At 72.5% G+C, this 24,907-nt stretch carries 16 protein-coding genes; 8 read left to right on the top strand and 8 right to left on the bottom strand.

Features of this window, described 5'->3' with window-relative positions:
* Window positions 1-116: 116 nt before the first annotated feature.
* Together ACFYYW_RS13825 and ACFYYW_RS13820 are read left to right on the top strand one after the other, a co-directional pair.
* Window positions 117-2,528 carry a glycoside hydrolase family 3 N-terminal domain-containing protein gene (locus ACFYYW_RS13825; protein WP_387648355.1) on the top strand — a complete coding sequence of 804 codons (2,412 nt, stop codon included), beginning with the start codon at window positions 117-119 and terminating at the stop codon, window positions 2,526-2,528.
* Window positions 2,515-3,540, top strand: coding sequence for a substrate-binding domain-containing protein (locus ACFYYW_RS13820; protein WP_364336868.1), 1,026 nt, complete (start codon window positions 2,515-2,517; stop codon window positions 3,538-3,540). The genes ACFYYW_RS13825 and ACFYYW_RS13820 overlap by 14 nt, the downstream gene beginning before the upstream one ends.
* On the opposite strand, the gene ACFYYW_RS13815 is transcribed toward ACFYYW_RS13820, so the two are convergent.
* The 5 genes from ACFYYW_RS13815 to ACFYYW_RS13795 form a co-directional block, all read right to left on the bottom strand.
* Window positions 3,527-5,083 (bottom strand): PQQ-binding-like beta-propeller repeat protein, encoded by a 1,557-nt coding sequence (locus ACFYYW_RS13815; protein WP_387648352.1) that lies wholly within the window; start codon window positions 5,081-5,083, stop codon window positions 3,527-3,529. The two genes, ACFYYW_RS13820 and ACFYYW_RS13815, sit on opposite strands and share 14 nt — an antisense overlap.
* Entirely contained in the window at window positions 5,080-6,669 is a 1,590-nt protein-coding gene (locus tag ACFYYW_RS13810; RefSeq protein WP_387648350.1) for a carboxylesterase/lipase family protein, read from the bottom strand. Before ACFYYW_RS13810 ends, ACFYYW_RS13815 begins: the two co-directional genes overlap by 4 nt.
* A gap of 115 nt (window positions 6,670-6,784) precedes the next feature.
* A complete protein-coding gene (locus tag ACFYYW_RS13805) occupies window positions 6,785-8,164 on the bottom strand; it encodes a xylan 1,4-beta-xylosidase (protein ID WP_387648347.1) in 1,380 nt (459 codons plus the stop codon).
* A gap of 160 nt (window positions 8,165-8,324) precedes the next feature.
* Window positions 8,325-9,905, bottom strand: a complete 1,581-nt coding sequence (locus tag ACFYYW_RS13800) for a carbohydrate binding domain-containing protein (RefSeq protein WP_352325889.1) — start codon at window positions 9,903-9,905, stop codon at window positions 8,325-8,327.
* 164 nt (window positions 9,906-10,069) lie between these two features.
* Complete coding sequence (locus ACFYYW_RS13795; protein WP_387648344.1) at window positions 10,070-13,639, bottom strand: discoidin domain-containing protein; 3,570 nt, start codon at window positions 13,637-13,639, stop codon at window positions 10,070-10,072.
* A gap of 235 nt (window positions 13,640-13,874) precedes the next feature.
* Here ACFYYW_RS13795 and ACFYYW_RS13790 point away from each other — a divergent pair, with 235 nt between their 5' ends.
* From ACFYYW_RS13790 to ACFYYW_RS13770, 5 genes are all read left to right on the top strand, one after another.
* Window positions 13,875-14,867, top strand: coding sequence for a LacI family DNA-binding transcriptional regulator (locus ACFYYW_RS13790; protein WP_387648341.1), 993 nt, complete (start codon window positions 13,875-13,877; stop codon window positions 14,865-14,867).
* 141 nt (window positions 14,868-15,008) lie between these two features.
* A complete protein-coding gene (locus ACFYYW_RS13785; RefSeq protein ID WP_387648338.1) occupies window positions 15,009-16,382 on the top strand; it encodes an ABC transporter substrate-binding protein in 1,374 nt (457 codons plus the stop codon).
* A 71-nt stretch (window positions 16,383-16,453) separates the two neighbouring features.
* Window positions 16,454-17,374 (top strand): sugar ABC transporter permease, encoded by a 921-nt coding sequence (locus tag ACFYYW_RS13780; protein ID WP_352325894.1) that lies wholly within the window; start codon window positions 16,454-16,456, stop codon window positions 17,372-17,374.
* Between the two features lie 2 nt (window positions 17,375-17,376).
* Window positions 17,377-18,336 carry a carbohydrate ABC transporter permease gene (locus tag ACFYYW_RS13775; RefSeq protein ID WP_387648334.1) on the top strand — a complete coding sequence of 320 codons (960 nt, stop codon included), beginning with the start codon at window positions 17,377-17,379 and terminating at the stop codon, window positions 18,334-18,336.
* A 34-nt stretch (window positions 18,337-18,370) separates the two neighbouring features.
* Window positions 18,371-19,888, top strand: coding sequence for a glycoside hydrolase family 13 protein (locus ACFYYW_RS13770; protein ID WP_387648331.1), 1,518 nt, complete (start codon window positions 18,371-18,373; stop codon window positions 19,886-19,888).
* A gap of 86 nt (window positions 19,889-19,974) precedes the next feature.
* Here the strand turns inward: ACFYYW_RS13770 and ACFYYW_RS13765 are convergent, their stop codons facing one another.
* Both ACFYYW_RS13765 and ACFYYW_RS13760 read right to left on the bottom strand, forming a co-directional pair.
* Window positions 19,975-20,961 (bottom strand): endonuclease/exonuclease/phosphatase family protein, encoded by a 987-nt coding sequence (locus tag ACFYYW_RS13765; RefSeq protein ID WP_387648328.1) that lies wholly within the window; start codon window positions 20,959-20,961, stop codon window positions 19,975-19,977.
* A gap of 41 nt (window positions 20,962-21,002) precedes the next feature.
* Complete coding sequence (locus tag ACFYYW_RS13760) at window positions 21,003-23,453, bottom strand: WD40 repeat domain-containing serine/threonine protein kinase (RefSeq protein WP_387648325.1); 2,451 nt, start codon at window positions 23,451-23,453, stop codon at window positions 21,003-21,005.
* A gap of 135 nt (window positions 23,454-23,588) precedes the next feature.
* On the opposite strand from ACFYYW_RS13760, the gene ACFYYW_RS13755 reads away from it, so the two are divergent.
* On the top strand, window positions 23,589-24,059 hold the full coding sequence (locus ACFYYW_RS13755; protein WP_352328161.1) for a PPOX class F420-dependent oxidoreductase: 471 nt from the start codon (window positions 23,589-23,591) through the stop codon (window positions 24,057-24,059).
* 38 nt (window positions 24,060-24,097) lie between these two features.
* On the opposite strand, the gene ACFYYW_RS13750 is transcribed toward ACFYYW_RS13755, so the two are convergent.
* Entirely contained in the window at window positions 24,098-24,904 is an 807-nt protein-coding gene (locus ACFYYW_RS13750; RefSeq protein WP_387648323.1) for an alpha/beta fold hydrolase, read from the bottom strand.
* Between the last annotated feature and the right edge of the window lie 3 nt (window positions 24,905-24,907).

Raw genomic sequence — 24,907 nt, 5'->3', positions numbered from 1 at the left:
TCTCGCGCGGGCATCTAGCTGGCTATTCTGCGCCAGTTGCGGCATTGTGCAGGTGGCAGGCCAGCTCCGAAACATTTCGAAATTTTGCGGCAGAAACTCTTGAAGGAGTGCAGTTCATGACGGCTCTAGATCGGACCCCCGCGGATCGGGTCCTCGGTCCGTGGCTGGACCCGGCGCTTCCCGTGGCCGAGCGCGTCGAGGCCCTCCTTCAGGAGTTGACGCTGGAGGAGAAGGTCGCCCAGCTCGGCAGCCGGTGGGTGGGCAACGACATGGCGCACGAGGAGGCCGCCCCCGCCCCCGACCCGGACGGCACGGGCACCCACAACGTGGCCCCCATGCAGGACGTTTTCGCCGCCTCCGGCACCGTGCCCCTGGGCGAGGCCGCCCGGCACGGGCTCGGCCACCTGACCCGGGTGTTCGGCAGCGTCCCGGTGACGGTGGCCGAGGGCGCCGCCGAGGTGGTGCGGCTGCAACGCGAGGTCGTCGGGCTGTCCAGGCTGGGCATCCCCGCCCTCGTGCACGAGGAATGCCTGACCGGTTTCACCACCTACGGCGCCACCGTCTACCCGGCGGCCATCGCCTGGGCCGCCACCTTCGACCCCGGCCTGGTCGAGCGCATGGCCGCGGCCATCGGGCGGGACATGCGCGCCGTGGGCGCCCACCAGGGCCTGTCCCCGGTGCTCGACGTGGTCCGCGACTACCGGTGGGGCCGGGTCGAGGAGACGATGGGGGAGGACCCGTACCTCGTCTCGATGCTCGGCGCGGCGTACGTGCGCGGCCTGGAGAGCGCCGGCGTGATCGCCACGCTCAAGCACTTCGCCGGGTACTCGGCCTCGCGGGCCGCCCGCAACCACGGCCCGGTCCCGATGGGCCGCCGCGAGCTGATGGACATGATCCTGCCGCCGTTCGAGGCGGCGATCACCCTGGGCGGCGCCCGCTCGGTGATGAACTCCTACTCCGACGTGGACGGCGTGCCCGCCGCCGTCGACTCCTGGCTGCTGACCGAGCTGCTGCGCGAGGAGTGGGGGTTCACCGGCACCGTCGTGTCCGACTACTGGGCGGTCCCGTTCCTGGCGACCATGCACCAGGTCGCCGCCGATCCGGCGGACGCGGGCGCGCAGGCGCTGGCCGCCGGCGTGGACGTCGAGCTGCCCGACACCCTCGGCTTCGGCGCCCACCTGGTCGAGCGGGTGCGCCGGGGCGAGCTGCCCGAGTCGCTGATCGACCGCGCCGCGCGCCGGCTGCTCACCCAGAAGGTGCAGCTCGGCCTGCTCGACCCCGGCTGGACGCCGGAGGGCTCGGTCGCCGGCGCGCGGGACGTCGAGCTGGACTCGGCCGCCAACCGCGCGCTCGCCCGCGAGCTGGCCGAACGCTCGATCGTGCTGCTGGACGCCGGGACCGCGCTGCCGCTGCGCGCGGACCTCGGCCGGATCGCCGTCGTCGGCCCGTGCGCCGACGACCCGCGCACGTTCATGGGCTGCTACGCCTTCCCCAACCACGTGCTGCCCCGCTACCCCGGGCTCGGGCTCGGCGTCGAGGCCCCGACCGTGCTGGACGCGCTGCGCGCCGAGCTGCCCGGCGCCGAGATCGTGCACGAGCCGGGCTGCGCGGTCCAGGGCGGCGACCGGTCCGGGTTCGCCGCGGCGGCCGCCGCCGCCCGCGCGGCCGACCTGTGCGTCGCGGTCGTGGGCGACCTGGCCGGCCTGTTCGGCCAGGGCACGTCGGGCGAGGGTTGCGACGCCGAGGACCTGCGGCTGCCCGGCCTCCAGGCCGACCTGCTGGCCGAGCTGTTCGCGACGGGCACGCCGGTCGTCGTGGTGGTCGTCTCCGGCCGCCCGTACGCGCTGGGCGAGGTGCACGACGGAGCCGCCGGGCTGGTCCAGGCGTTCATGCCGGGAGAGGAGGGCGGCGGGGCGATCGCCGGTATACTGAGCGGTCGTGTCCAGCCTGGAGGCAAGCTTCCCGTGCAGATACCCCGCCACTCTGGCGGGCAGCCGGGCACCTACCTGCAGCCCCCGCTCGGAGCCGACAGCAAGGGCATCAGCAACCTCGATCCCACCCCGCTGTTCCCCTTCGGGCACGGCCGCTCCTACACCACCTTCGAGGTCGGCGACCTGCGAATCAGCGCCGCCGAGGTGCCGACCGACGGCGAGTTCACCGTCTCGGTCCGCGTCGCCAACACCGGCGGCCGGGCGGGCGACGAGGTCGTGCAGCTCTACCTGCACGACGTCCTCGCCCAGGTCACCAGGCCGGTGAAGCAGCTCACCGGCTTCGCCAGGGTGCGCCTCGAACCGGGCGAGAGCAGGCGGGTCTCCTTCCTCGTCCACACCGACAGGACCGCCTTCACCGGGCGCGACCTGCGGCGGGTCGTGGAGCCGGGAGACGTCGAGGTGCTCGTCGGCACGTCCGCCGCCGACCTGCCGTGCCGCGGCGTGGTCCGGCTGACCGGCCCGGCGCGGCCCGCCGGCGCGGGCAGGCGGCTGGTCACACCCGTGGAGATCCGAGGAGGAACAGATGCCGGCTCCTAGGCGCGCCACGCTGGCCACCGTCGCGGCCTCGGCCGGCGTGTCCGTCGCCACCGTCTCCAAGGTGCTCAACGGCCGCAGCGACGTGGCCCCGGCGACCCGTTCGCTGGTGCAGTCGCTGCTCCAGCAGCACGACTACGTGCCCGCCACGCCGCGCCGCGGCGAGGCGGGCGGCCCCGCCACGGTCGAGGTGCAGTTCGACGACGACCTCAACGCCTACTCCACCGAGATCATCCACGGCGCGATCGAGGCCGGCGACGAGCTGGAGACGTCGGTCGTGGTCAGCATCAGGAAGAGCCACCAGCGCACCGGCGGCTGGGCGCGCGACCTGGTCGCCGCCGGGCGGCGGGCGCTCATCGTGGTGACCAGCGAGCTGACCGGCGCGCAGCTCGGGGCGCTGACGCGGGCCCGGCTGCCGCTGGTCGTGATCGACCCGCTCAACCTGCCGACCACCAGCGTGACCAGCGTCGGCTCGACGAACTTCGCCGGCGGCCTGACCGCCACCCAGCACCTGCTGTCCCTGGGCCACCGCCGCATCGCCTACATCGGCGGCCCGCCGACCTCGGCCTGCAACCAGGCCCGCCTGCACGGCTACCGCGCGGCGCTGGAGGCGGCCGGCGCGCCCGAGCCGCCCGGTTACGTGCGCACCGCCCACTTCCACTACCAGGACGGCCTGGTCAACGGCGCGAGCGTGCTCGACCTGCCGGAGCCCCCGACCGCGATCTTCGCCGGCTGCGACGAGATCGCGCTCGGGGTCATGGAGGCCGCCAGGTCGCGCGGCCTGCGCATCCCGGAGGACCTGAGCATCGTCGGCTTCGACGACACCCAGATCGCCCGGATGGCCTCGCCGCAGCTCACCACCGTGCGCCAGCCGCTGCGCGAGATGGGCCGGGCGGCCCTGCGCACCGCGCTGCGGCTGGCGGCCGGCGAGCGGATCGACTCCCACCACGTCGAGCTGGCGACCGAGCTGGTGGTGCGCGGCTCGACCGCCCCGGCGGCGCCTACGGAAGGCTGAAGGCCAGGAACACCGACCCGTACGGGTTCGGGTACGGCGTGAAGGAGTACCCCGACTGGACGAACAGCATGCCGTGCGACACCACGGCCCCGCCGCCGCCCGAGACGGCCCCGCCGCGCCCGGTCAGGCCGTTGACGCCCGGCACCTCCTGCATGGTGTCGTAGGCCCACACGACCTCGCCGGTGCGCGCCGAGTAGGCCCGCATCTTGCCGTCCATGCTGCCCTCCCAGACCAGGCCGGGCGTGCTGGAGACGGCCGGGGTGTGGCCGAGGCGGCAGACGTTCGGGTACTGGGCCGCGCCGCCGGTGGCGCAGCCGTCGGCCGGGTTGGGCGTCTCCCACAGCAGGTGCCCGGTCGCCGGGTCGAGGGCGAACAGGGTGCCGGGCTGGGCCATGTACGTGGCCACGTACAGGCGCTGCCCGTCGAAGGAGGTGCCCCACTGGACGCCGGACAGGCCGCCGCCGGGCATCGGCTTGGACAGCTGCCGCTGCCAGACGATCTTCCCGGTACGCGCGTCGAGCACGTGGTACACGCCCGCCTTCTGCCCGATGCCGACCAGGGCGCGCCCGCCCGCCCTGAACAGGTTGGGCGCGGCCCCGAGGTCGAAGTCGAGCGCGGTGCCGTCGGGGAGGTTCGGGCAGTACTCGCGGTCCTCGGGGGTGGGCAGCGAGCACTCCAGCCGCCAGGTGTCCACGTCGGTCATCCGCCGGGTCCAGCGCGGCCGGCCGGTGTCGATGTCCAGCGCCAGCACCGAGTCGTAGTGGCCGGCGCTGCCGGTGTAGTTCTGGCCGGTGCCGACGTACAGGGTGCGGGTGAGCGGGTCGAGGGCCGGGGAGCTCCACACGCCGCCGCCCGAGGGGGCGTACCGGGGGACGCCGTTGGGCCAGGTGCCGTCCTGGCGGGCCTTCGGGACGGTGTCGAAGCGCCAGACCGGGCGGCCGGTGTCGGCGTCCATGGCGTCGAGGTGGCCGCGGAAGGTGCAGCAGGCGTGCTCCTTGCCGAGGATGTTCTCGCCGCTGGAGACGCCGACGTAGACGCGGTCGCCGAAGACCAGGGGCGAGCTGGTCACGATCGCCGTGACGGTGTCGTCGAGCCGGCGGGCCCAGGCCAGCCGGCCGGTGCGCTGGTCCACGGCGTAGAACCAGCCGCGCACGTCGCCGAAGTAGACCTTGCCCCTGGCCACGGCCGGGCCGTCCTGCACCTGGGTGCGGCCGGTGCCGACGGTGGCCAGGTCGAACTCCCAGCGGGCGGCGCCGGTGGCGGCGTCCCTGGCGTACAGCTTGCCTTCGGGGGAGCCGAAGTACACGGTGTCGCCCACGACGGCGGGCTGGCTGCGCGGCGTGCCGGCCTCCTTGGGATAGGCGAAGGCCCACTTCAGCGCGAGGCCGCCGACCGTGCGCGGGTTGATCGCGCGTTCTGCCGCGTTGTGCCGCCAGCCCAGCGGGCCCTGCTGCCACATGGGCCAGTCGCCGCCGGTCGCCGCCTGCGCGGGCGCCGGGCCCTGCAGCAGCGCGAGGCAGAGCGCGGTCAGCAGCCGGATCATGAGGTCGCCTCCTTGTTCCAGAACGCGCACTGGTGCTGCCTGGCGATCTCCCGCGTCACCTGGCTGTCACCGGCCGGGGCCAGGGACATGACGGCGGGGTCGGTGCGGGTGTACCGGGGCCACAGCGGGGTCCCCTCCGCGGTCGGGTCGCCGGTACGGGCGAAGCCCGTCCACTGGGCGACGAGCTGGGCGCCGAAGGAGCGCTGGTTGGCGTCCAGGTCCTTGACGTCGGAGTACAGGAAGGGCGCCTCGCTGATGTGGAAGGCGCCGTTCGGCTTGGTCCGGTCGAGGAAGAACAGCGGCGGCGCGTCGGTGTTGTCCACCTGGAAGGCGTACACCGGCAGGTGCGCGGCCAGCCGTTCGTCGTTGAGCAGCGCAGGGCAGACCGAGTTGCTGTCGGCCACGATCGTCCGGTACGCGATGAACGCCGCCGGAGCGGGGAACCTGGCCAGCGGGTAGCGGGCGAGCACCTCGGGGGCGAGGGGGCCGTACTGCCGGCGGACCAGGGTCTCGTACTCGTCCGGGGTGTTCGCGGCGGGGAGCTGGACCTCGTCGCGGCCGACGCCGTGCATGAGGGCGACCTTGTTGACCTTGCCCCTGGCGAACGCCCGGGACGGCGACATCGTCAGGATGCGGCCGTCCACGATGGGGGCGATCGTCCCGCGGTCCGGGCCGAGCCCGTCGCCGGACTGGTCGAGCAGCGCCTTGACCGGCTTGGCCCGCAGGCACGCGGCCGGGTCGGCGGCCTGCTCGCAGCCGAGCGCGGCGGCGAACCGGCCGGCCTGGGCCTGCGCCTCGGCCTGCGTGGGCAGCTCGGCCTTGCAGTCCTGCGGCTGCCAGAAGGTGTTCACGCCGCGCAGCGAGTTGTACTCGCCGCTCTGCACGATGCCCTTCTCGAACAGGCCCTTCGCGGTCGGCGACGCCGTGTGCGCGCAGACGCTCGACCCGCCGGCGCTGGCCCCGAAGATCGTCACGTTGCCGGGGTCGCCGCCGAAGCGGGCGATGTTGCGCCGCACCCAGCGCAGCGCCTCCTGCTGGTCGGACAGGGCGTAGTTGCCGGCGTTCCGGCCGAAGGCCCGGTGGGACAGGAAGCCCAGGACGCCCAGCCGGTAGCCGACGCCGACGTGCACGACGCCGCCGGCCTTCGCCAGGTAGGAGCCGTCGGACGGGGCGCCGTACCGGAAGCCGCCGCCGTGGAACTCCACCATGACGGGCAGGTCGCGCGCCCCTTCGGGGGCGGCGACGTTGAGCTTGAGGCAGTCCTCGTCCTCGGAGGGGGAGCCGAGCAGCTCGGCCTGCGGGCACGGGCTGCCCCGCCCGGTGCCGGAGAACACGCCGGGCCAGGGCGTGGCCCGGCGCGCAGGCGTCCAGCGCAGGTCGCCGACCGGCGGGGCGGCGTAGGGGATGCCGAGCCAGGAGCGCAGGCCCTCGCCCGCGATCCCGCACACCTGGCCCGAGTCGGTGGTGACGGTCGTGCCGGGCGCGCAGGCGGGCGCGCCGCGCGGGGCCGCCTGCGAGGGCGGCGTCGTCAGGCTGAGCGACGCGATCACGACGAGCGCGCTCAGCCCTGGTCGGAGCTTCAACATGCGCAAGTTCCCTCGGTGGATTTACTGGGGATCTTGCGCATCTTGTCAAGGCGAGTCAGCCGGATCAATGGCGGCCCTCATACCGGACCGCCATCTCGCCCGTGTGACCGCCGCGCTAGCGGTCGCTCCACCTGATCTCGTACGGCTTGAGCGTCAGCTCCTTGCCGTCGACCGTCGTGGTGACCTGCTTGCCGGCGGTGTTGACGGCGAGGAGCTGCCGGGGCTGGGCCAGCACCCGCACCCGCCGGTCGGCGGAGGTGACCGGCTCCAGCTCGGCCCCCGCCGGGAACCAGCGGGTGAAGTCGCTCACCAGCTTGCCGGTGGGCATCAGCGCGCCCGTGCGCGGGTCCCACATGCAGGCCCGGCACTCGCCGTCCTTGGCCTGCGGGTTCCAGTACAGGGCGGTGCTCGCGCCGCTCCTGGCGAACTCCATCATCGAGACGGCCTGCACGGCCAGCCGCATGGGCTCGTCCCAGACGGTGCCGTCCTCGGGCACGAAGTACCACTCCGACCACCACACCGGCAGGTCGCCGGTCTTCTCGCGCAGCCACTTGGTGATCGCGCCGAACTTGCCCAGGGCGCCGAACGCGTCCGGCAGCAGCTCGTGGGTCTCGGTGGGGGAGGCGCCGTCCACGACGACGAAGTCGGCGCCCTTCTTGTGCTTGAACCAGTACTCGAAGGCGTCGAGGGCGTGCTGGTTGACCGCCCCCCACGGGCCGCGCAGCTCGGTGTCGCCCTTGCTGTCGCTGTCGAAGCCCAGGTACGGGCCGCCGATCTTGGCGTCCGGACGGACCGCCTTCACCGCGTCGTACACCTTGTTGTACAGCTCGGTGTAGCCCTTGTAGTCCGCGGGCTTGGCGTGGTCCCGCCAGAAGCCCTTGAACTCGTTCCAGACCATGAAGTACTTCACGTCCCGGTAGCGCTCGGCCACGGTCGCCGCCAGCTTGGCGAAGTCGTCGAAGTGCTCCGGGTACGGCGCGTCCTCCAGGTGCTCCTTCCAGGCCGACTCCTCGGTCGGGCCCTCGGGGCCGCCCTTCATCCAGTCGGGGGCGCAGCACAGCGTGATGACGCCGATGCCGCCGGACTCCCGCATGAAGTTCGTCCGGCTGTCGAGGTCCTCCCAGAAGTACTCGCCCCGCCGCGGCTCGGGGTTGAGCGCCCCGAAGCCCATGATGTGCTGGTTCTGCAGCATCGGCGTCTCCGACAGCGCGCGGGCGACGTCCTGCTCCAGGCGCGGGGTGATGTTGTTGGCGCTGACGCCGGTGTGGGTCAGGCCCCAGCGCGGCCAGTCGGCGTCCACGGGCGGCGGCTTCAGCGCCTCGGCGGTGGCGGCGGGCGAGGACGTCTGCGGCGGCTGGGCGCCGGTGGTCTCCTGCTCGGCGGTGGCGCCGAGGGAGCAGCCGGCCGCGAGCAGCGCCATGGCGGCGAACCCCATGACGCAGGTGGCCAACCGGCCGGAACGCCGCGCCGCCGCCCTCCCGCTTACTGTTGACACCTGAATCCCCACCTGGTCCTCGGCGCTTTTTGCCTAGAGCGTTCCATGCCCCCGCAAACGCGGCAAACCAGTGGGCCGGATTCACAGCCAAGCGTTATCTCGCGGACACGGCGGCGCTTCCGGCGCCCCTGGCGCGCCGGAAGGCCGCCGCGTCCTGTCCCTAGCGGCCCTGCAGGCCCTTGACGTTGTCCCCGAACGTCCAGCCCTTCGAGCCGTCCCAGTTGATCGACCAGGTCATCAGGCCCTTGAGCTGGCCGTTGAAGGCGTTCCAGCCCTGCGAGACCAGCGAGGGGGCCATGTACCCGCCGCCGGCGCCCGGCTGCGCGGGCAGGCCCGGCACCTGCTTGTCGTAGGGCACGGTGATCGTCGTGCCCTGGATGGTCAGGCCGTTGTTCAGGCAGGTGGTCTGCACGGTGAAGCCCTGCACGGTGCCGGCGGAGTAGGAGTCGCCGGAGCAGCCGTACATGCTGCCGTTGTAGTACTGCATGTTCAGCCACCACAGGCGGCCGTTGTCGGCGTACTTCTTGATGATCGGCAGGTACGCGCCCCAGATCGACCCGTACGTCACGCTGCCGCCCGTCACGTACGCCGTCTCCGGCGCCATGGTCAGGCCGAACCCGGCCGGCATCTGGGCGAGCACGCCGTCGATGATCCGGATGAGGTTCGACTGCGAGGCGGAGAGCTGGGTGATGCTGCCGCCGCCGGTCAGGCCGGTCTCGATGTCGATGTCGATGCCGTCGAAGTTGTACTTCTTCAGGATCGGCACGACGGTCGCCACGAACCGGTCGGCGACGGCGCTGGAGCCGAGGTCGATGCCGGCCGCCGCGCCGCCGATGGACATGAGGATCGTCGCGCCGGCGGCCTTGGCCTGGCACATCTCGGCCGGGGTGGCGACCTTGACGGTGGCGTCCATGCCGTCCTCCCACAGCACGGTGCCGTCGGAGCGGATGACGGGGAACGCGGCGTTGATCACGTTGTAGCCGTGCGCCTTGATGCGCGGGTCGGTGATCGGGATCCAGCCGAGCGGCGGGTGCACGCCGTTGATCGCGCCGTCCCAGTTCTCCCAGTAGCCCTGGATCACCTTGCCCGCGGGCCGCGGCTTGGTCGGGCAGGTGGTGTCGGTGGGCGTCACGGTCGGCGTGACCGTGGGCGTCACCGTGGGCGTCACCGTGGGCGTCACGGTCGGGGTGACGGTGGGCGTCACCGTGGGCGTGACGGTGGGGGTGACGGTCGGGGTGATCGTGGGGGAGGCGGTGCCGCCGGGGCCGTCGAAGCTGACGTCGTCGGCGTAGTAGGTGCCCTGGCCGTACCAGCCGTGCAGGAAGATGACCGCGGTGCTCTGGCTCGCGGTGGTCGTGAACGACACGGTGAGCTGCGTGTACGCCCCCGCCGACGACGTCCAGGACGAGGAGCCGCCGGTCACGCCGAGGTAGACGTAGCTGCCGCGCACCCACGCGCTCAGCGTGTACGTCGTGCTCGGCCGCACCGACACCGACTGGGTGCACTGCGCGGTGTCGGACCCGCTGGCCGCCGCGGCCAGCGCCTTGGTGCCGGAGTGGACCGGGGTGGAGACCACCGACCCCAGCCCGCCGGTGCACGACCACGGCGACAGGGATCCGGTCTCGAAGTCCGGATTGGTGAGGAGGTTGGCCGCCTGGGCGGAGGTCTGGACGACGAGGACGCCCAGTGCCGCCAGGACGGAGGCCAGCAGCACGACGAGGAGACGGCGCGTTCGCTTCATGGTGGACAACCCTTTCGTCGCCCGAGCGCGGGCCCGCGACCAGCGGGTTCATCGGATTATGTAAAGAAACTTTAAAGTTGTCCACGGAGCTTGCATACCATTTGGGTCATATCGCGGACGTGCCGTCCGGGCCCCGCGGACCCGGACGGCGCCTCCGGACGCGCTCAGTTCACATTGAGCGTGAACGTGCTCGTCGTGTTGCGGATGTCGGTCGCGTTGCCGCTCAGCCGCAGATTGCCGAACGTGGCCGAGCCGACCGCCGGGCCCTGCCCCGGCTCGGGCAGCTCGTTGACCCAGATGCCGAAGCCCGACTTGGCGTCGAAGGCGTCGCCGCTGCGCCGCGCCCCCGAGATCGACACGTTCGTGAACACGGTGTCGGTGACCGGGTTCAGCGGCGTGCTCGGGCTGGAGTAGGCGGTCTGGAACATGATCCCGCTGTAGGTCGGGTCCACGATGTCCACGTCGGTGACCCGGATCGCGGTGAACTTCTTGGAGGCGGAGAAGATCCACATCGCCGGGAACGTCTGCTGCCCCCAGAAGTGCCCGCCGGCCCGGACGAGCGAGATGTTCTCGAACTTCGTCTGGCCCGGCCCGAAGTCCCGCATCGGGATGCCGAAGTCCAGCGAGCTGATCGTGATGCCCGAGTAGACCAGGGTGTCGGCGATGTAGGCGTTGCGCACGACGTTGTTCTGGCCGCCGTACACCGCGACGCCCGCGGCCCGCCAGGTCAGCAGCGAGGTGATGTTCTCGAAGACGTTGCCCGACTGGTCGGCGTTGACGTTGTCGATCGCCGCGAACAGCGCGAAGCTGTCGTCGCCGGTGGCCCGGGTCTCGACGTTGGTGATCAGGTTGTTCGTGCTGCCGTTGGTGAAGTTCGCGCCGTCGGCGAAGGTGTTCCTGATGCGCGAGTTCCTGATCGTCACGTGGTCGACGTTCGTGCCCCAGAACATGCAGATCTGGTGCTCGACCCAGAGGTCGTCGATCGTGATGTTCGAGACCTTCGACAGGTCGAAGATCTTGCCGGGGCCGTCGATGCGCGAGGTGTAGTTGCCGAAGTGGGCGAACCCGGCGAACGTCGAGCCGTTCGACGACGCCTCGGTGCGCCAGCCGACGTCGGTGCCGTCCTGGCCCGCGGGCGAGACGAACCTGGTGTACCAGGGGCCCGCGCCGACCACCTTGACGGCCTTGCCGTACACCTGGAACTTGCCCGTCGTCTGGTACGTGCCCGCGGGCAGGTAGACGCCGGTCAGGCCGGCGTCCTGGCGCGCCTTGTCCAGGGCGTTCTGCACGTCCTGCTGGGAGAACCCGGCCGGCACGGCGTAGTGCGCGGGGTCGGGGTTGGCGACCGGCGAGACCTGCTCCAGGCTGACGAAGTCGACGGCGTAGGTCGTGTTGTTGGCCGGGTCCTTCTGCAGCCTGATCCTGCTGCCCTTGGGGACCGTGGCGTTCAGCATGACGTTGGCCTCGTCGTAGATGTGGCGGGCCGGGCCGGCGCCGGGCGAGTTGCCGGGGCTCGCCTCCGCGCCGTACAGCCAGGCGTACTTCGAGGTCAGGTCGATGGCCTTGTGGAAGGCGCCGTTGACGTAGATGTTCAGGGTCGAGCTCGTGCCGCCGCCGCCCGGGGCGTCCGGGATGGAGAAGCGGGTGACCAGGGTGTTGGTGTCGGCCTTGGTGGTCCACTCGACGTAGGAGCCGGTCTGGTTCAGCGTCACCGCGCGGCGGCCCGACGCCTCGCCGGCCACCGTGCCGACGTCCCTGCTCGGGCCGACGACCTGCGCGCCGCCGCCGGTCACGCCGTCCTCGGCCTCGTAGATGTCGTACGGCATGTTCGCGCCGCGGCCGACGAAGAGCTGCTGGACGCTGGTGTTGTTGGCCTGCTTGACCGGCAGCTCGTTGGCGTCGGTCGCGATGACGGTCTTCACGGTGTAGCGGCCGCCCGCGGCCGTCCAGGTGCCCAGGGACACGGGGGCGGTGGTGGCGCCGGCCGCGATCGCGCCGCTGTGGGCGCCGGTCAGGGTCCTGACGACCGTGCCCGCCTCGTTCGCGACGGTCAGCGTGACGCCGTGCGCGCCGGCGGCCGAGGCCACCGTGCCCTGGTTCCTGATCGCGACCGAGAAGGCGACCGTGCTGCCGGCGGCCGGGTTGCCCGGCGTCCAGGAGACCGGCGCGGCGACCAGGTCGGAGGTGTCCACCGGCTTGACGACCAGCGGGGACGGGCCGGTGAGGGAGTTGTTGGACTCGTTCTGCTCGATGACGGTCCCGGCGTCGTCGGCCTTGGCGGTGACCGGGTAGCTGCCGGCCTCCCGGGCGCCGATGTTCGCGGTCACGGTCGCCGAGGCGCCCGCGGCCAGCGCGCCCACGTTCGCTGTGGCGACCTTGCCGGCGCCGAGGGAGAAGGCGACGTCGGTCGCGGCCGACGCCGCGTTGCCGGCGTTCCTGACCACGGCCGACAACGTGACCGCGTCGGTCTCCACCGGCGCCTGCGGCGACCAGGACAGCGAGGTCACGGTCAGGTCGGGGTTCGGCGCGGGCACGCCCATGACCTGCAGCTCGGCCACCTGCCCCGCCGGGGCCCCGGTGTTGGCGGTGAACGAGAGCCGCACGTCGGCCACCCGCGCCCCGACCGGCACCGTCACCGTGTTGCCCGAGCCCGGGTCGAACGTGTACGCCGCCGAGGAGACCAGGCTCGTGAACCCCGAGGCGCCCTGCTCCCTGCCGAGCACCTGGAACGTCTGGGTGCGGGTGCTCCACACGGCGGCCGGGTCCAGCCTGACCACGACCGAGGAGACGTCGGCGTTCGCGCCGAGCTGCACGGTCAGCGTGTTGGGATAGCTGCCGCCCGCGCCCTCCCAGTACGTCGTCACGCTGTTGTCGTTGGCGTTGGCGGCGACGTAGGTGTGCACGTAGGAGGAGGCGGTGATGGGCTTGCCGGCGGCCAGGTTGGAGCCGCCGCCGCCGCTGCCGGCGCGGGTGACGGTGTTGCTCGCCGGGGACTGGTTGCCCGCCGCGTCCCTGGCCTTGACCTGGTAGGAGACCGTCAGCGTGGTGGGCTGGGCATCGGTGTAGGTCAGCACGTTCCCGGCGACGCTGCCGCGCAGCGCGTTGTTGGCGTAGACGTCGTACCCGGTCACGCCCACGTTGTCGGTGGCGGCGGTCCAGGTCAGCCTGATCTGGCCGGCGACCGGCTCGGTGTAGGCCAGGCCGCCGGGCGCGGACGGCGGCTGGGTGTCGCCCGAGCCGGGGCCGCGCACCTCGAACTCCGACACCTGGGCGGCGGGCCAGCCGGTGTTGGCGGTGACGGTCACCCGGACGTACCGGACGGTCGCCGCGGTGAAGGTGATCGTCGCCGCCGGGGCGAACGTGCGCACGGCCGAGGCCGAGAGCGTCGTGAGCGGCGAGCCTTCGGTGCCGCCCTGCACCGTCAGCGTCTGCGTCCTGGGCTCCCAGGTGGAGGGCAGCTTCAGGACCACCTCGTTCACGCTGACGGCGGAGCCGAGGTCCACCTGGATCCACTGGGGGAAGGCGTTGTTGGCGCTCTCCCAGTAGGTGGCCTGGTCGCCGTCGGTGGCGTTGCCGCCGCCGTAGACGTCGGTGGTGCTGCTCACCGTGACCGGTTTCCCGGCCGCCAGGTTGGGGCCCGCGGCCGCGGCCGGTGGGGCCGTCCAGCCGATCAGGGCCAGGGCGACGGCCACGGCCGCCGCGAGCGGTCGTAAGAGGGAGGGCTTGCGTCTCATGGGGGGTGTCACCTCTCGTCGGGCTGGGAGGGTTGCCCGCACCTTAAGTTGACCCATAGAAATCCGCAATGTTTCTACTTCATTTCGCAAATACTTGACTGCCGCGTGATTTCGCGGACTTGACGGACGAAGCAGGTCGTGCGCCCTGCGGGAGCGGCGAAAATCGCGGACCTCGCCCGCAAGGATGGGCGCAAGCTGTTGCAAGTCTTTGCGGGATTGGCCGTATAGTTTGCGCATGACCCGACGACTCGGAGACGTGGCCAAGAAGGTCGGCATGAGCGAGGCGACCGTGAGCCGGGTGCTCAACGGCAAGCCCGGCGTGTCGGAGGCCACCAGGGAGGCCGTGCTCACGGCCCTCGACGTGCTCGGGTACGAGCGCCCCACCCGGCTGCGCGGCGACCGCGCCCGGCTGGTCGGCCTGGTGCTGCCCGAGCTGCAGAACCCGATCTTCCCGGCGTTCGCCGAGGTCGTCGGCGGCGCCCTGGCCCAGCAGGGCTTCACCTCCGTGCTGTGCACCCGCACGGTCGGGGGGGTGAGCGAGGCCGACTACGTCAGCCTCCTGCTCTCCCAGCAGGTCAGCGGCGTCGTCTTCGCCGGCGGCCACTACGCCCAGGCCGACGCCTCCCATGAGCACTACGGGCTGCTCTACGAGCGCAGACTGCCGACCGTCCTGGTCAACGCCGCCGTCGAGCACCTGGGGTTCCCGCAGGTGTCGGCCGACGACGTGGTGGCCGCCGAGATCGCGCTCGGCCACCTGCGCAGCCTCGGCCACGAGCGGGTGGGCCTGGTGCTCGGGCCGCGCGACCACGTGCCGTCGCGGCGCAAGCTCGCCGCCGTGGCGGGCCAGGTCGATCCCGCGCTGGTCGAGCACAGCATGTACTCGCTGGAGGGCGGCCACGCGGCGGCCGCCAGGCTGGTGGCCAGGGGGGTGACCGGCATCGTGTGCGCCAGCGACATGCTCGCGCTCGGCGCGGTCCGGGCCGTGCGCCGGGCCGGCCTGTCGGTGCCGGCGGACGTCTCGGTGGTCGGGTTCGACGACTCGGCCCTGATGAACTGCACCGACCCGCCGCTGACCACCGTGCGCCAGCCGATCGACGCCATGGGCCGGGCCGCGGTCGACCTGCTCATCGCCCAGATCGACAAGCACGTGGTGCCCGCCGACGAGCTGCTCTTCGACCCGGAGCTGGTGGTCAGGGCCTCGACGGGGCGGGTGCGCGGCTCGTCCTGAGAAGCTCTTCCGGTGACCTAGTCGTTATCTTGCAATCCCATGTCGAAACATTGCGGACATCTGAGGGATCTGCCATTGTGAGCGCACAGCGGGGCGCCTCACCGTCCCCCGGCTTCGTCAAGCTTCGGAAGGGTCAGATCGATGAAGAGATCGGACTATCGCAGGACTGTGGGGCTGCTCGTGGCGGCAGGCCTGAGCATGAGCGCCGCGGCCTGCGGCAGTGGCGACGACACCAAGCCCGACGCGCGGGGCAGCGCCCCGGGCGCCGCGCAGGTGAGCATCACCGTCGCCTGCCAGCCCGCGAAGTCCGCCCCCAAGGAGCGGCAGGCCTGGGACGACGACGTGGCCGCCTTCATGAAGGCCAACCCCGGCGTGACGGTCAAGAGCACCGACCAGCAGCCCTGCTTCGACCCCAAGACCTTCGGCCCGAAGCTGGCCGGCGGCCAGATGGAGACCGTGTTCGTGGTGCCGGTCACCAACTACGCCGACGTGATCGCCAAGGGACAGGGCCTGGACATCACGCCGTACACCGGTGAGATCAAGAACTGGAACGACCTGCGCCAGGACGTCCGCGACCTGGTCACCAAGGACGGCAAGGTCTACGGCGTCCCCAACGTCCACTACAGCGTCGGCCTGGTCTACAACCGGGCGCTGTTCACCAAGGCCGGGCTCGACCCCAACAGCCCGCCCAAGACCTGGGCCGAGGTCCGCGAGGCCGCCAAGAAGATCGCCGCGCTCGGCGCCGGCGTCATCGGCTACGGCGAGTACTCCGGCGGCAACACCGGCGGCTGGCACTTCAACCAGGCCCTGTACGGCCGTGGCGGCGACATGGTCTCGGCCGACGGCAAGACCGCCGCGTTCAACTCGCCCGCGGGCAAGGCCGTGCTGCAGTTCCTCAAGGACCTGCGCTGGGTGGACAAGAGCACCGGCGCCAAGCTGTTCAACGCCTGGGAACCGCTCATGCAGGCCATGGGCTCGGGCAAGGTCGGCATGATGCTCGGCGCCCCCGACGTCGTCACCGACGTGGTCAACAAGTTCAAGGGCGCCGCCACCGACTACGGCATCACCGGCTTCCCCGAGGCCAAGGCGTCGCTGAGCGGCGGCGAGGCGTTCTTCGTCAACCCCAAGGCCACGCCCGAGCAGGCCAAGGCCGGTCTGGCCTGGGTGAACTTCCGCTTCAACACCGTCGGCAAGGGCCGCTTCGACTTCGCCCGCGGCAAGTCGCTCGGCAACCCGGTCGGCGTGCCCGACAACGACGTCTACGGCGCCTCGCCCACCGGCAAGGCCATCCAGGACGCCCGCAAGGCCAGCGCCACCCTGCCGGTGGAGAACTACCAGCCGTACGTCGACGCCTCGGCCACCATCCCGCCCAAGATGGAGCCGCCGCACGCCCAGGAGCTCTACGCCATCCTCGACGTCGCCATGTCGGCCGTGCTGAGCCGCGAGGACGCCAATGTCGACCAGCTCCTCGCGGACGCCGAGACCAAGGCGAACGCCATGCTCGGCAAGGGCTGAGCGGAACGTGAGACCGGGGCGCCGCGCCCGCCGGCGCCCCGGTACGTCGAGTCGGTGATCGGAGACACCCCATGAGCATTGCGACCGCCGGAGCCGCGCGACGGCCGAGGCCGCCCTCGCCGTTGCGCCGGGCGTTGCGGAGGAACCTGACGGCCTACGGGTTCATGGTCGGGGCGCTGTTCTGCTTCGTCCTGTTCTCCTGGTATCCCATCGTCCAGGAGTTCATCCTCAGCTTCCAGAAGACCGACCTGGTCAACGAGCCGGAGTGGGTCGGGCTGGACAACTTCAGGGCCGCCTTCGCCGACCCCGCCTTCGGGCCCGCGTGGCTGAACACGCTCATGTTCACCGTCCTCGCGCTGGTGCTCGGCTACGGGCTGCCGTTCGCGGTGGCGATCCTGCTCAACGAGCTCCGCCACTGCCGGGCCTACCTGCGGTTCGTGGTGTACCTGCCGGTCATGCTGCCCCCGGCCGTCGCGGTGCTGCTCTTCCGCTGGTTCTACGACCCCGACGTCGGCCTGTTCAACCAGATCCTCGGCTTCTTCTCGCTGCCCGGACTCAACTGGATCTACTCGACCGACACCGCGCTGCTCTGCCTGGTGCTCGTCTCGACCTGGATGAACATGGGCTCGGCCACCCTGATCTATCTCGCCGCGCTGCAGAACATCCCGCCCGACCTGTACGAGGCCGCCGAGCTCGACGGCGCCGGCGTGTGGAAGCGGATCAGGCACATCACGATCCCGCAGACCCGGCTGATCCTGCTGCTCATGCTGATGTTGCAGATCGTCGCCACCATGCAGGTCTTCATCGAGCCGTACCTGCTCACCGGCGGCGGCCCCGAGAACGCCACCGCCACCGTCGTCTTCCTGATGTTCCAGCAGGCGTTCACCTACAGCGACTACGGCGCGGGCGGCGCGCTGGGGATGATGCTCATGGTCGTCCTGCTCGCCTTCGCCGCCGTGCAGCTCCGGCTGACCCGCGAGGAGAAGGGCTGACCATGTCGAACGCCACCCTGCGCCGCCCCGCCGCGCCGCCCGCGCCAGGACGCCGGGACAGGAGACGGCCGCCCAGGCGCATCGAGGTGCAGTTCCGCACGATCATCTCCCCGCACCAGCTCAACAGCCGGTGGGGACGGCGGATCTACTGGACGGTCCTGGTCGCGACGGTCGTCACGTTCACCGTCGTGTTCCTCCTGCCGATGTACTGGATGATCACCGGCGCGCTGAAGTCGGCCGAGGAGTTCGCCCAGGTGCCGCCCACGCTCTTCCCGAAGGAGCTGAACTTCGGGAAGTTCCTGGAGTCGTGGGAGCTGTTCGACATCGGCACGCTGCTGAGGAACACCGTCCTGTACGCCGGCGGCGGCTGGCTGATCACCATGTGCGTCGACGTCGCCGCCGCGTACGCGCTGTCGAAGCTGCGTCCGGCGTTCGGCAACGTCATCCTCGGCGCCATGCTGGCCACGCTGATGATCCCGCCGATGGTCGTGCTCATCCCCACCTACCTCGCCATCCACGACGTGCCGGTCCTCGGCTGGGACCTGCTGAACAACCCGTGGGGCCTGTGGCTGCCCGCCGCGGCCAACGGGTTCAACATCTTCCTGCTCAAGAGGTTCTTCGACTCCATCCCCCGCGAGCTGCTCGAAGCCGCCCAGATCGACGGCGGCGGCCCGTTCCGCATCCTGTGGTCGGTGGTGCTGCCGGTCTCCCGCCCGATCCTCGGCGTGACGTCGATCTTCACGATCGTCACCTCGTTCAAGGACTTCATCTGGCCGCTGCTCGTCATGAGCGACAGCGAGAAGATGACGCTCAGCGTGGGCCTGGCCCAGACCGCCGGGGCCGTGTCGCAGGACCAGGTCATGGGCGGCCTGGTGATCGCCAGCATCCCGACCGTCATCGTCTTCTTCATCTTCCAGCGGCACATCATGGCGGGACTCACCGCCGGCAGCCTCAAGGGCTGAGTGCCTCCACCTATGGCAAGGAGTTGTCTTCAGCATGTCCGAAACGTGGTGGCGGGGAGCCGCGATCTATCAGGTCTACCTGCGCAGCTTCGCCGACGGCAACGGTGACGGCGTGGGCGACCTGGCGGGGCTGCGGGCACGTTTGCCGTACCTGTCGGCGCTCGGGGTGAACGCGATCTGGCTCAACCCCTGGTATCCGTCGCCGCTGGCCGACGGCGGGTACGACGTGGCCGACTACCGGGACATCGATCCCGTGTTCGGCACCCTGGCCGAGGCGGAGGAGTTCATCGCCGAGGCGCACGGGCTGAACATCAGGATCATCATCGACGTCGTGCCGAACCACAGCTCGACCGCGAGCGCGTGGTTCCAGGAGGCGCTGCGCGACCCGTCCGTGCGCGACCGGTTCTGGTTCCGGGACGAGCCCGGCGAGTGGCAGTCGATCTTCGGCGGCCCCGCCTGGACCCAGGTGCCCGACGGCCAGTGGTACCTGCACCTGTTCGACCCCGGCCAGCCCGACCTCAACTGGACCAACCCGGAGGTGCACCGCGAGTTCCACGACGTGCTGCGCTTCTGGTACGACCGCGGCGTGGACGGCATCCGCATCGACTCGGCCGCCCTGCTCGCCAAGCCCGACGGCCTGACCGGCTCGTACGAGGACCTCGACGAGGTCCACGACGTCTACCGCAGCTGGCGCCGGATCACCGACGAGTACGACGGCCGCGTCCTGGTCGGCGAGGTCTGGCTGCCCGACCAGGAGCGCCTGGCCCGCTACCTGCGCTCCGACGAGCTGCACACCGTCTTCAACTTCCCGTTCCTGGCCTGCCCCTGGGAGCCCGCCGGGCTGCGCCAGGTGATCGAGCAGACCCTCGCCACCCACGCCCCGCTCGGCGCCCCGCCCACCTGGGTGCTGTCCAACCACGACGTCGCCCGCGTCGTCACCCGGTACGGCCGCGCCGACACCTCCTGGGACCACGCCGACCGCAGGGACGGCGCCCCCTCCGACCTGGAGCTCGGCTACCGCCGGGCACGCGCGGCGGCGCTGCTGGCCATGGCGCTGCCCGGCGGCGTCTACATCTACCAGGGCGAGGAGCTGGGTCTGCCGGAGGTGGACGACATCCCCGACGAGCTGCGCCAGGACCCGATGTGGCGGCGCTCGAACCACACGGTGAAGGGCCGCGACGGGTGCCGGGTGCCGCTGCCGTGGTCGGGCGACGAGCCGCCGTTCGGCTTCGGCACGGCCACGCCGTGGCTGCCGCAGCCGGACGCCTGGAACAAGCTCACCGTCGAGGCCCAGACCGCCGACCTGGGCTCGATGCTCAACCTCTACCGGGACGGGCTGCGCATCCGTGCCGAGCGGCTCGGCGACGGCACGCTCACCTGGCTCGACCTCGGGCCTGACGTGCTCGCCTTCACCCGGGAGTCCGGGCTGACCTGCGTGGTCAACCTGGGCGCCGACCCGGTGCCGCTGCCCGCCCACGGCACGGTTCTGCTGGCCAGCGGCGCCCTGGACGGCGACCGCCTGCCCAGCGACACGGCGGCCTGGCTGGCCTGACACCGCCCCGGCCCGTCCGGAACGCCCGGCTGTCGGGAACGCGCGGCCCGTCCGGAACGCCCGGCCCGTCCGGAACGCGCGGCCTGTCAGCTTCGGACGCGGAGGTCGGCGAAGAGGGCGCGGTGGTCGGAGCCGGGCAGGTCGAGGATGCGCACGTCCACCGCGCGGGCCCGCCCGTCCGTGAGCACGTGGTCGATCGCCACCAGCGGCGGGATCCGGCGCATCGGCCACGTGGGCACCAGCCCCTTGCCGGTGGCCGCCGCTGCGTCGGTGTAGCCGGTGCCCAGCAGCCGCCGGAACACGGCGTGGTCCAGCGTGGCGTTGAAGTCCCCGGCCAGGATCCGCGGCGCGCCCGTGGACGGCGCGGGCGGCAGCGTCCCGACCCCCGCCTCCCACTCCGGCACCGTCGAGGGCACCGGCGCCACCGGATGCACGACCACCACCTCCACCGCGCCGCCGGGCAGCGCCGCCTCCACGACCGGCATGTGGTGCCCGACCGGCTGGAACAGGCCCGTACGCTCGCGCAGCGGGTGGCGCGCGTACACGCCGCTGCCGACCGGCCCCCACGTCTCCGGCCTGGTGACCTGGTACGGCAGCAGCGTCTCCAGCCCGGCCGCCGCCAGCCGGTCGCGTTCGGCCCAGGTCAGCTCCTGGAGGCTGAGCACGTCCACGTTCAGCGTGCGGACCAGGTCGACGATCGTGCGGGAGTCGCCGCGGCCGCCGTTGAGGTTGGCGGTCAGCACCCGCAACGGGCGGCCGGCCGCGGCGTCCGTACCGCCGGCCAGGGCGCGCGGGAGCACCAGCCAGGCCAGGCACGCGCACACCGCCAGCATGACCGCGACCGCCGCCCTGCTGCGGACCAGCGCCGCCACCCCCAGCATCAGCAGCGCCGCCACGCCGAAGTACGGCGTGAAGGACACCAGCGGAACCAGCAGGACGCCCGATTCCAGGCCGCCGAGCCGGACCGCCGTCCCCGCCGCGAACAGCACCGCGACCGCCGTCGCCAGCCGCCGCCGCCAGACCCGGCGCGGACGCGTCCGCACGGGCTCCTTCACCGCTTCGTCCGTGAGCACAGCCCGAACCCTAGGCCGCGATTCTTAAACCTGGATGAGCGTCAGGCGGAACCGAGGCTCCACGCGCTCAGCAGGGCGTCGCCGCCGGTGCCCACGACCACGGGACGGCCCTCCAGCTCGGCCAGCGCCAGGGCCCGCACCTCGGCGCCCGGCCCTGGGCCCAGCTCCCCGACGACCTTGCCGTCGGTCAGGCTCCAGACGCGGACCACCGTCTCGCCGCCGCCCGGCGTGTGCGCGACGACCGCGACGGGCCTGCCGCCGAGCGCGCCCACGACCAGCGCGGACGCCCCCCGGTCGTCGGGGCTGCGGCGGCTGAAGTCCCACTTCTTCCTGCGCCTGCCGGTCGCCAGGTCGTAGACGCGCAGGGTGGCGTCGAGGTGGGTGGAGACCAGGACGGGACGGCCGTCCAGCTCGCCGCAGGCGAGCAGCTCGATGCCGCCGATCTCGCCGGTCTTGTAGGTGTGTGTCACCTTTCCGTCTGACAGGCGGCGCACCCGGACGCGGTTGGCGCCGTCGCCGGTGACCAGCACCTCGTCGTCGCCGAGGCGGCCGAACGCCAGGCCGTTGACGCCCTGGAAGTGGTCGGTGACGGCGGGGCCGATCTGGCGGCCGGTGGCCAGGTCCCACAGGCGGACGACGCTGTGCAGATCCTTCAGGCTGTCGTACTTCTGGGTGACGGCGACCGCGCGTCCGGCGGTGGTGACGGCGATGACCGGGTCGGCCGCCTTCTTCGTGCGGAGAGCGCCGCCCGCCGGGTTCCACAGCCGCATCGCGCCGTCGCCGTGCCCGGTGGCGGCTTTGCCGTCGCCGCAGGCCACGGCGGTCGCGGCGGCGCCGCCGTCGCCGAGCCTGCGGACGGGCGCGGACGCCGGGTCGAGGTCCCAGACGAGCACCGTGCCCTTGGACGTGCCGCAGACGACGGTGGAGCCGGCGGCGGCCAGCACGGCCGGCGTCCCGCTGCCCGCGGGCAGCGCCACCGGCTCCCTGACGGGCGCGCCGAACGGCTCGGCCGCGGGGGAGGCGGTGGTGGACGCCGTGGGGGACCCGGTGGGGGACGTGCTGGGCGCCGGGCTCGTCGCGGCTGTCGTGGGCGTGACCGGCGCCGTCGGCGTGCCCGTCGCAGGGGCGCCGGTCGGGTCGCCGGTGGGACGGGGGGACGGGTCGTCGGCGAGGCCGTTCGCGGGGCGCAGGAGCAGGAAGGCGGACGCCGCCGCGGCCACCGCGGCCGTCGCACCGCCGACCACCACGGCCCGCCGGCTCACCCGCCGATCCGTGCCCGGCCTGGTCGCCTCCCCATGAAACGCCGGCCCCGTCGCCCCGGCCCCGGACGGCGGAACCGTCGCTCCAGGGCCGCGCGGCGGAACCGTCGCACCGGCGCCGGACGGATGGGCCGTCCCACCGGCTCCGGCCCCGGCGGGTGGAACCGTCGCTCCAGGCCCGCGCGGCGGAGCCGTCGCCCCGGCTCCGGCGCCAGCAGGCGGCGCGGTCGCTCCAGGGCCGCGCGAGGGGATCGGGGCGCCGGGCGGAGGGGGCGTCGCCGGGGTTCCCTCGCGCCTGTCCGGGCCGCCATCAACCCCCGGATGCGCCGGGTGCTGGGGACGGAGGTGGGCCGCGTCGGGGACGCCGGGCGCGGACGCCGAGTACGGCGGGGGTGGGGGGCTCGGGAGGGGGGTCGGGTCGGGGGAGCCGGGGGCGCTGATGAGGTGGCGGAGCAGGCCGGCGGGCGTGGGACGGGCGGCGGGGTCCTTGGCCAGGCAGGACCGGATCGGCTCCACCAGCCGGGCCGGCACGCCCGTCAGGTCGGGCGCCCCGCTCATGACCTTGTGCAGGATCGCGGCGACCGTCTCACCCGCGTACGGCGGACGGCCGGTGGCCGCGAACACCATCGTCCCCGCCCAGCTGAACACGTCGGACGCCGGCCCGACCCGCTCGCCCGCGAACTGCTCGGGCGACATGTACGCCGGCGTCCCCATCGGCGCCGAGGCCTGCGTCGTCGCCCCCAGGGCCTTGGCGATGCCGAAGTCGATGACGATCGGCCCCTCGGGCCCCATCAGCACGTTGCCCGGCTTGAAGTCGCGGTGCACGATCCCGGCCTCGTGGATGGCGGCCAGCGCGGTCAGCGTGGAGATCGCCAGCCGGTCCAGCGCGCCTCCCGTGCGCGGCCCCGACTCCCGGACGAGCCTCTGCAGCGTGTCGCCCGCGACGTACTCGCTCACGATGTACGGCCGCCCGTCGGCCACCCCGACGTCCAGAACGGCGGCCGTGCAGAACGCGGCCACCCGGCGCGCCGCCTCGGCCTCGCGCAGCAGGCCCCGGGTGACGTCGTCGTCCTGGGTCAGGTGGCTGTGCAGCAGCTTGATCGCGACCTCGCGGCCCGCGCCGTCGACGCCCTTGTAGACGACCCCCTGGCCGCCCGAGCCGAGCACGCCGAGCAGCCGGTGGTCGCCGATCCGGTCGGGATCGCCCGGCCGGAGCGGACGGACTTCCGGCATTCCGCCCTCCCCTCGGGCACGTACCGGCGTATGCCGGCGAACCACACCATAGGGCCGTCTGGGCGGGCCCCGGAAGCCGGGGCCCGCGCCGGATGGCAGGATCGAAGCCGGCACCGCACAGGAAAGGCGTCCCGCATGGCTCCCAGGATCGCGACCGCCCGCCGCGTCGACCTGCCCGAACTTCTCGACTTCCTCCGCCCCCGGCACCACGGCCTGCTCTCGACGACCCGCGCCGACGGGCGTCCCCAGCTCTCGCCGGTCTCGTGCGGCGTCGACGACGAGGGCCGGATCGTGGTCTCCACCTACCCCGGGCGCGCCAAGGCCGCGAACGCGCGGCGCGACGAGCGCGTCTCGATCTGCGTCCTGTCCGACGACTGGGACGGCCCCTACGTCCAGGTGGACGGGCGAGGCGAGGTGCTGGACATGCCCGAGGCCCTCGACGCGCTGGTGGACTACTACCGGTGCATCGCCGGCGAGCATCCCGACTGGGAGGAGTACCGGCAGGCCATGCGCCGCCAGAACAAGTCGCTGATCCGGATCACGATCGACCGCTGGGGGCCGATCGCGACCGGCGGCTTCCCGGCGAACCTGACCCCCGGCGGCTGAGCCTCCCACCGGGAGCGCGCCACCGGGAGCCCGCCGCCTCAGCGGGCCAGCACCTCCCGCAGCACGTCGGCGAACTCCTTCGGACGGTCGACGAAGCCGGTGTGCTCGCCGGGGAACACCACCGGCGGCGCGCCGAGCAGGCCGGCCAGCGCCTGCGAGGTGCGATGGGTGAGCAGGCCGTCCGAGTCGGCCCCGACGCCCACGACGACGCGGGCCGGCCCGGCCGTCAGCGCCGCGACGTCGGGCACGTAGCGGGTGGTGCCGCGCAGCTCGTGCAGGAAGAAGTGGGCGGCGGCGGCCAGGTCCTGCTCGGGCGACTCGCTCGGCGGCGGGGCCGGGGCTTCCTCGCCGGGCTGGAAGCCCGCGGCGGCCATGAACTTCCCGAACGCCGCCCCCGGACCCTCCCGGTGGAACGTCTCGATCATGTCGTCCACCTCGGCGCGGCGCTGGGCCGCGTCGGGCAGCAGCTCCAGCACGGGCGGCTCGTGCGCGACGAGGGTGCGCACGCGGGTGGGGTGGCGGGTGACCAGGGCGAGGCCGGTGACCGCGCCGCCGCTGCTGCCGAACACGTCGGCCGACCCGGCGCCGAGCGCGTCCATGATCGCGAGCGCGTCGTCGGCCCGCAGGTCGGGGGTGGAGTCCTGCCCGGGGTCGTCGAGCGTGCTGCCGGCCACGCCGCGCGGGTCGTGGGTGACGACGGTGTGCTCGCCGGCCAGCTCCTCGGCCAGCGGAGCGAAGGGGGCGGCTTCCATCGGCGCGCCCACGAGCAGCAGCAGCGGGCCGCTGCCGCGGACGTGGTAGCGCAGGCGGCCGCCCGGGATGTCGAGGATGTGCGTGGTGCTCATCGG

It is taken from the genome of Nonomuraea sp. NPDC001831, assembly GCF_042892035.1.
In the GTDB taxonomy this organism is placed as follows: Bacteria; Actinomycetota; Actinomycetes; order Streptosporangiales; family Streptosporangiaceae; genus Nonomuraea.
The sequence above is the reverse complement of the archived record's forward strand: the minus strand, read 5'-3'. Positions and strand labels throughout refer to the sequence as shown.

Bases quoted from the DNA above. Each gene is read 5' to 3' on its own strand.
- ACFYYW_RS13825 (WP_387648355.1), top strand. From the start codon at position 117: ATGACGGCTCTAGATCGGACCCCCGCGGATCGGGTCCTCGGTCCGTGG.
- ACFYYW_RS13820 (WP_364336868.1), top strand. From the start codon at position 2,515: ATGCCGGCTCCTAGGCGCGCCACGCTGGCCACCGTCGCGGCCTCGGCC.
- ACFYYW_RS13815 (WP_387648352.1), bottom strand. From the start codon at position 5,083: ATGATCCGGCTGCTGACCGCGCTCTGCCTCGCGCTGCTGCAGGGCCCG.
- ACFYYW_RS13810 (WP_387648350.1), bottom strand. From the start codon at position 6,669: ATGTTGAAGCTCCGACCAGGGCTGAGCGCGCTCGTCGTGATCGCGTCG.
- ACFYYW_RS13800 (WP_352325889.1), bottom strand. From the start codon at position 9,905: ATGAAGCGAACGCGCCGTCTCCTCGTCGTGCTGCTGGCCTCCGTCCTG.
- ACFYYW_RS13795 (WP_387648344.1), bottom strand. From the start codon at position 13,639: ATGAGACGCAAGCCCTCCCTCTTACGACCGCTCGCGGCGGCCGTGGCC.
- ACFYYW_RS13790 (WP_387648341.1), top strand. From the start codon at position 13,875: ATGACCCGACGACTCGGAGACGTGGCCAAGAAGGTCGGCATGAGCGAG.
- ACFYYW_RS13785 (WP_387648338.1), top strand. From the start codon at position 15,009: ATGAAGAGATCGGACTATCGCAGGACTGTGGGGCTGCTCGTGGCGGCA.
- ACFYYW_RS13780 (WP_352325894.1), top strand. From the start codon at position 16,454: ATGAGCATTGCGACCGCCGGAGCCGCGCGACGGCCGAGGCCGCCCTCG.
- ACFYYW_RS13775 (WP_387648334.1), top strand. From the start codon at position 17,377: ATGTCGAACGCCACCCTGCGCCGCCCCGCCGCGCCGCCCGCGCCAGGA.
- ACFYYW_RS13770 (WP_387648331.1), top strand. From the start codon at position 18,371: ATGTCCGAAACGTGGTGGCGGGGAGCCGCGATCTATCAGGTCTACCTG.
- ACFYYW_RS13760 (WP_387648325.1), bottom strand. From the start codon at position 23,453: ATGCCGGAAGTCCGTCCGCTCCGGCCGGGCGATCCCGACCGGATCGGC.
- ACFYYW_RS13755 (WP_352328161.1), top strand. From the start codon at position 23,589: ATGGCTCCCAGGATCGCGACCGCCCGCCGCGTCGACCTGCCCGAACTT.
- ACFYYW_RS13750 (WP_387648323.1), bottom strand. From the start codon at position 24,904: ATGAGCACCACGCACATCCTCGACATCCCGGGCGGCCGCCTGCGCTAC.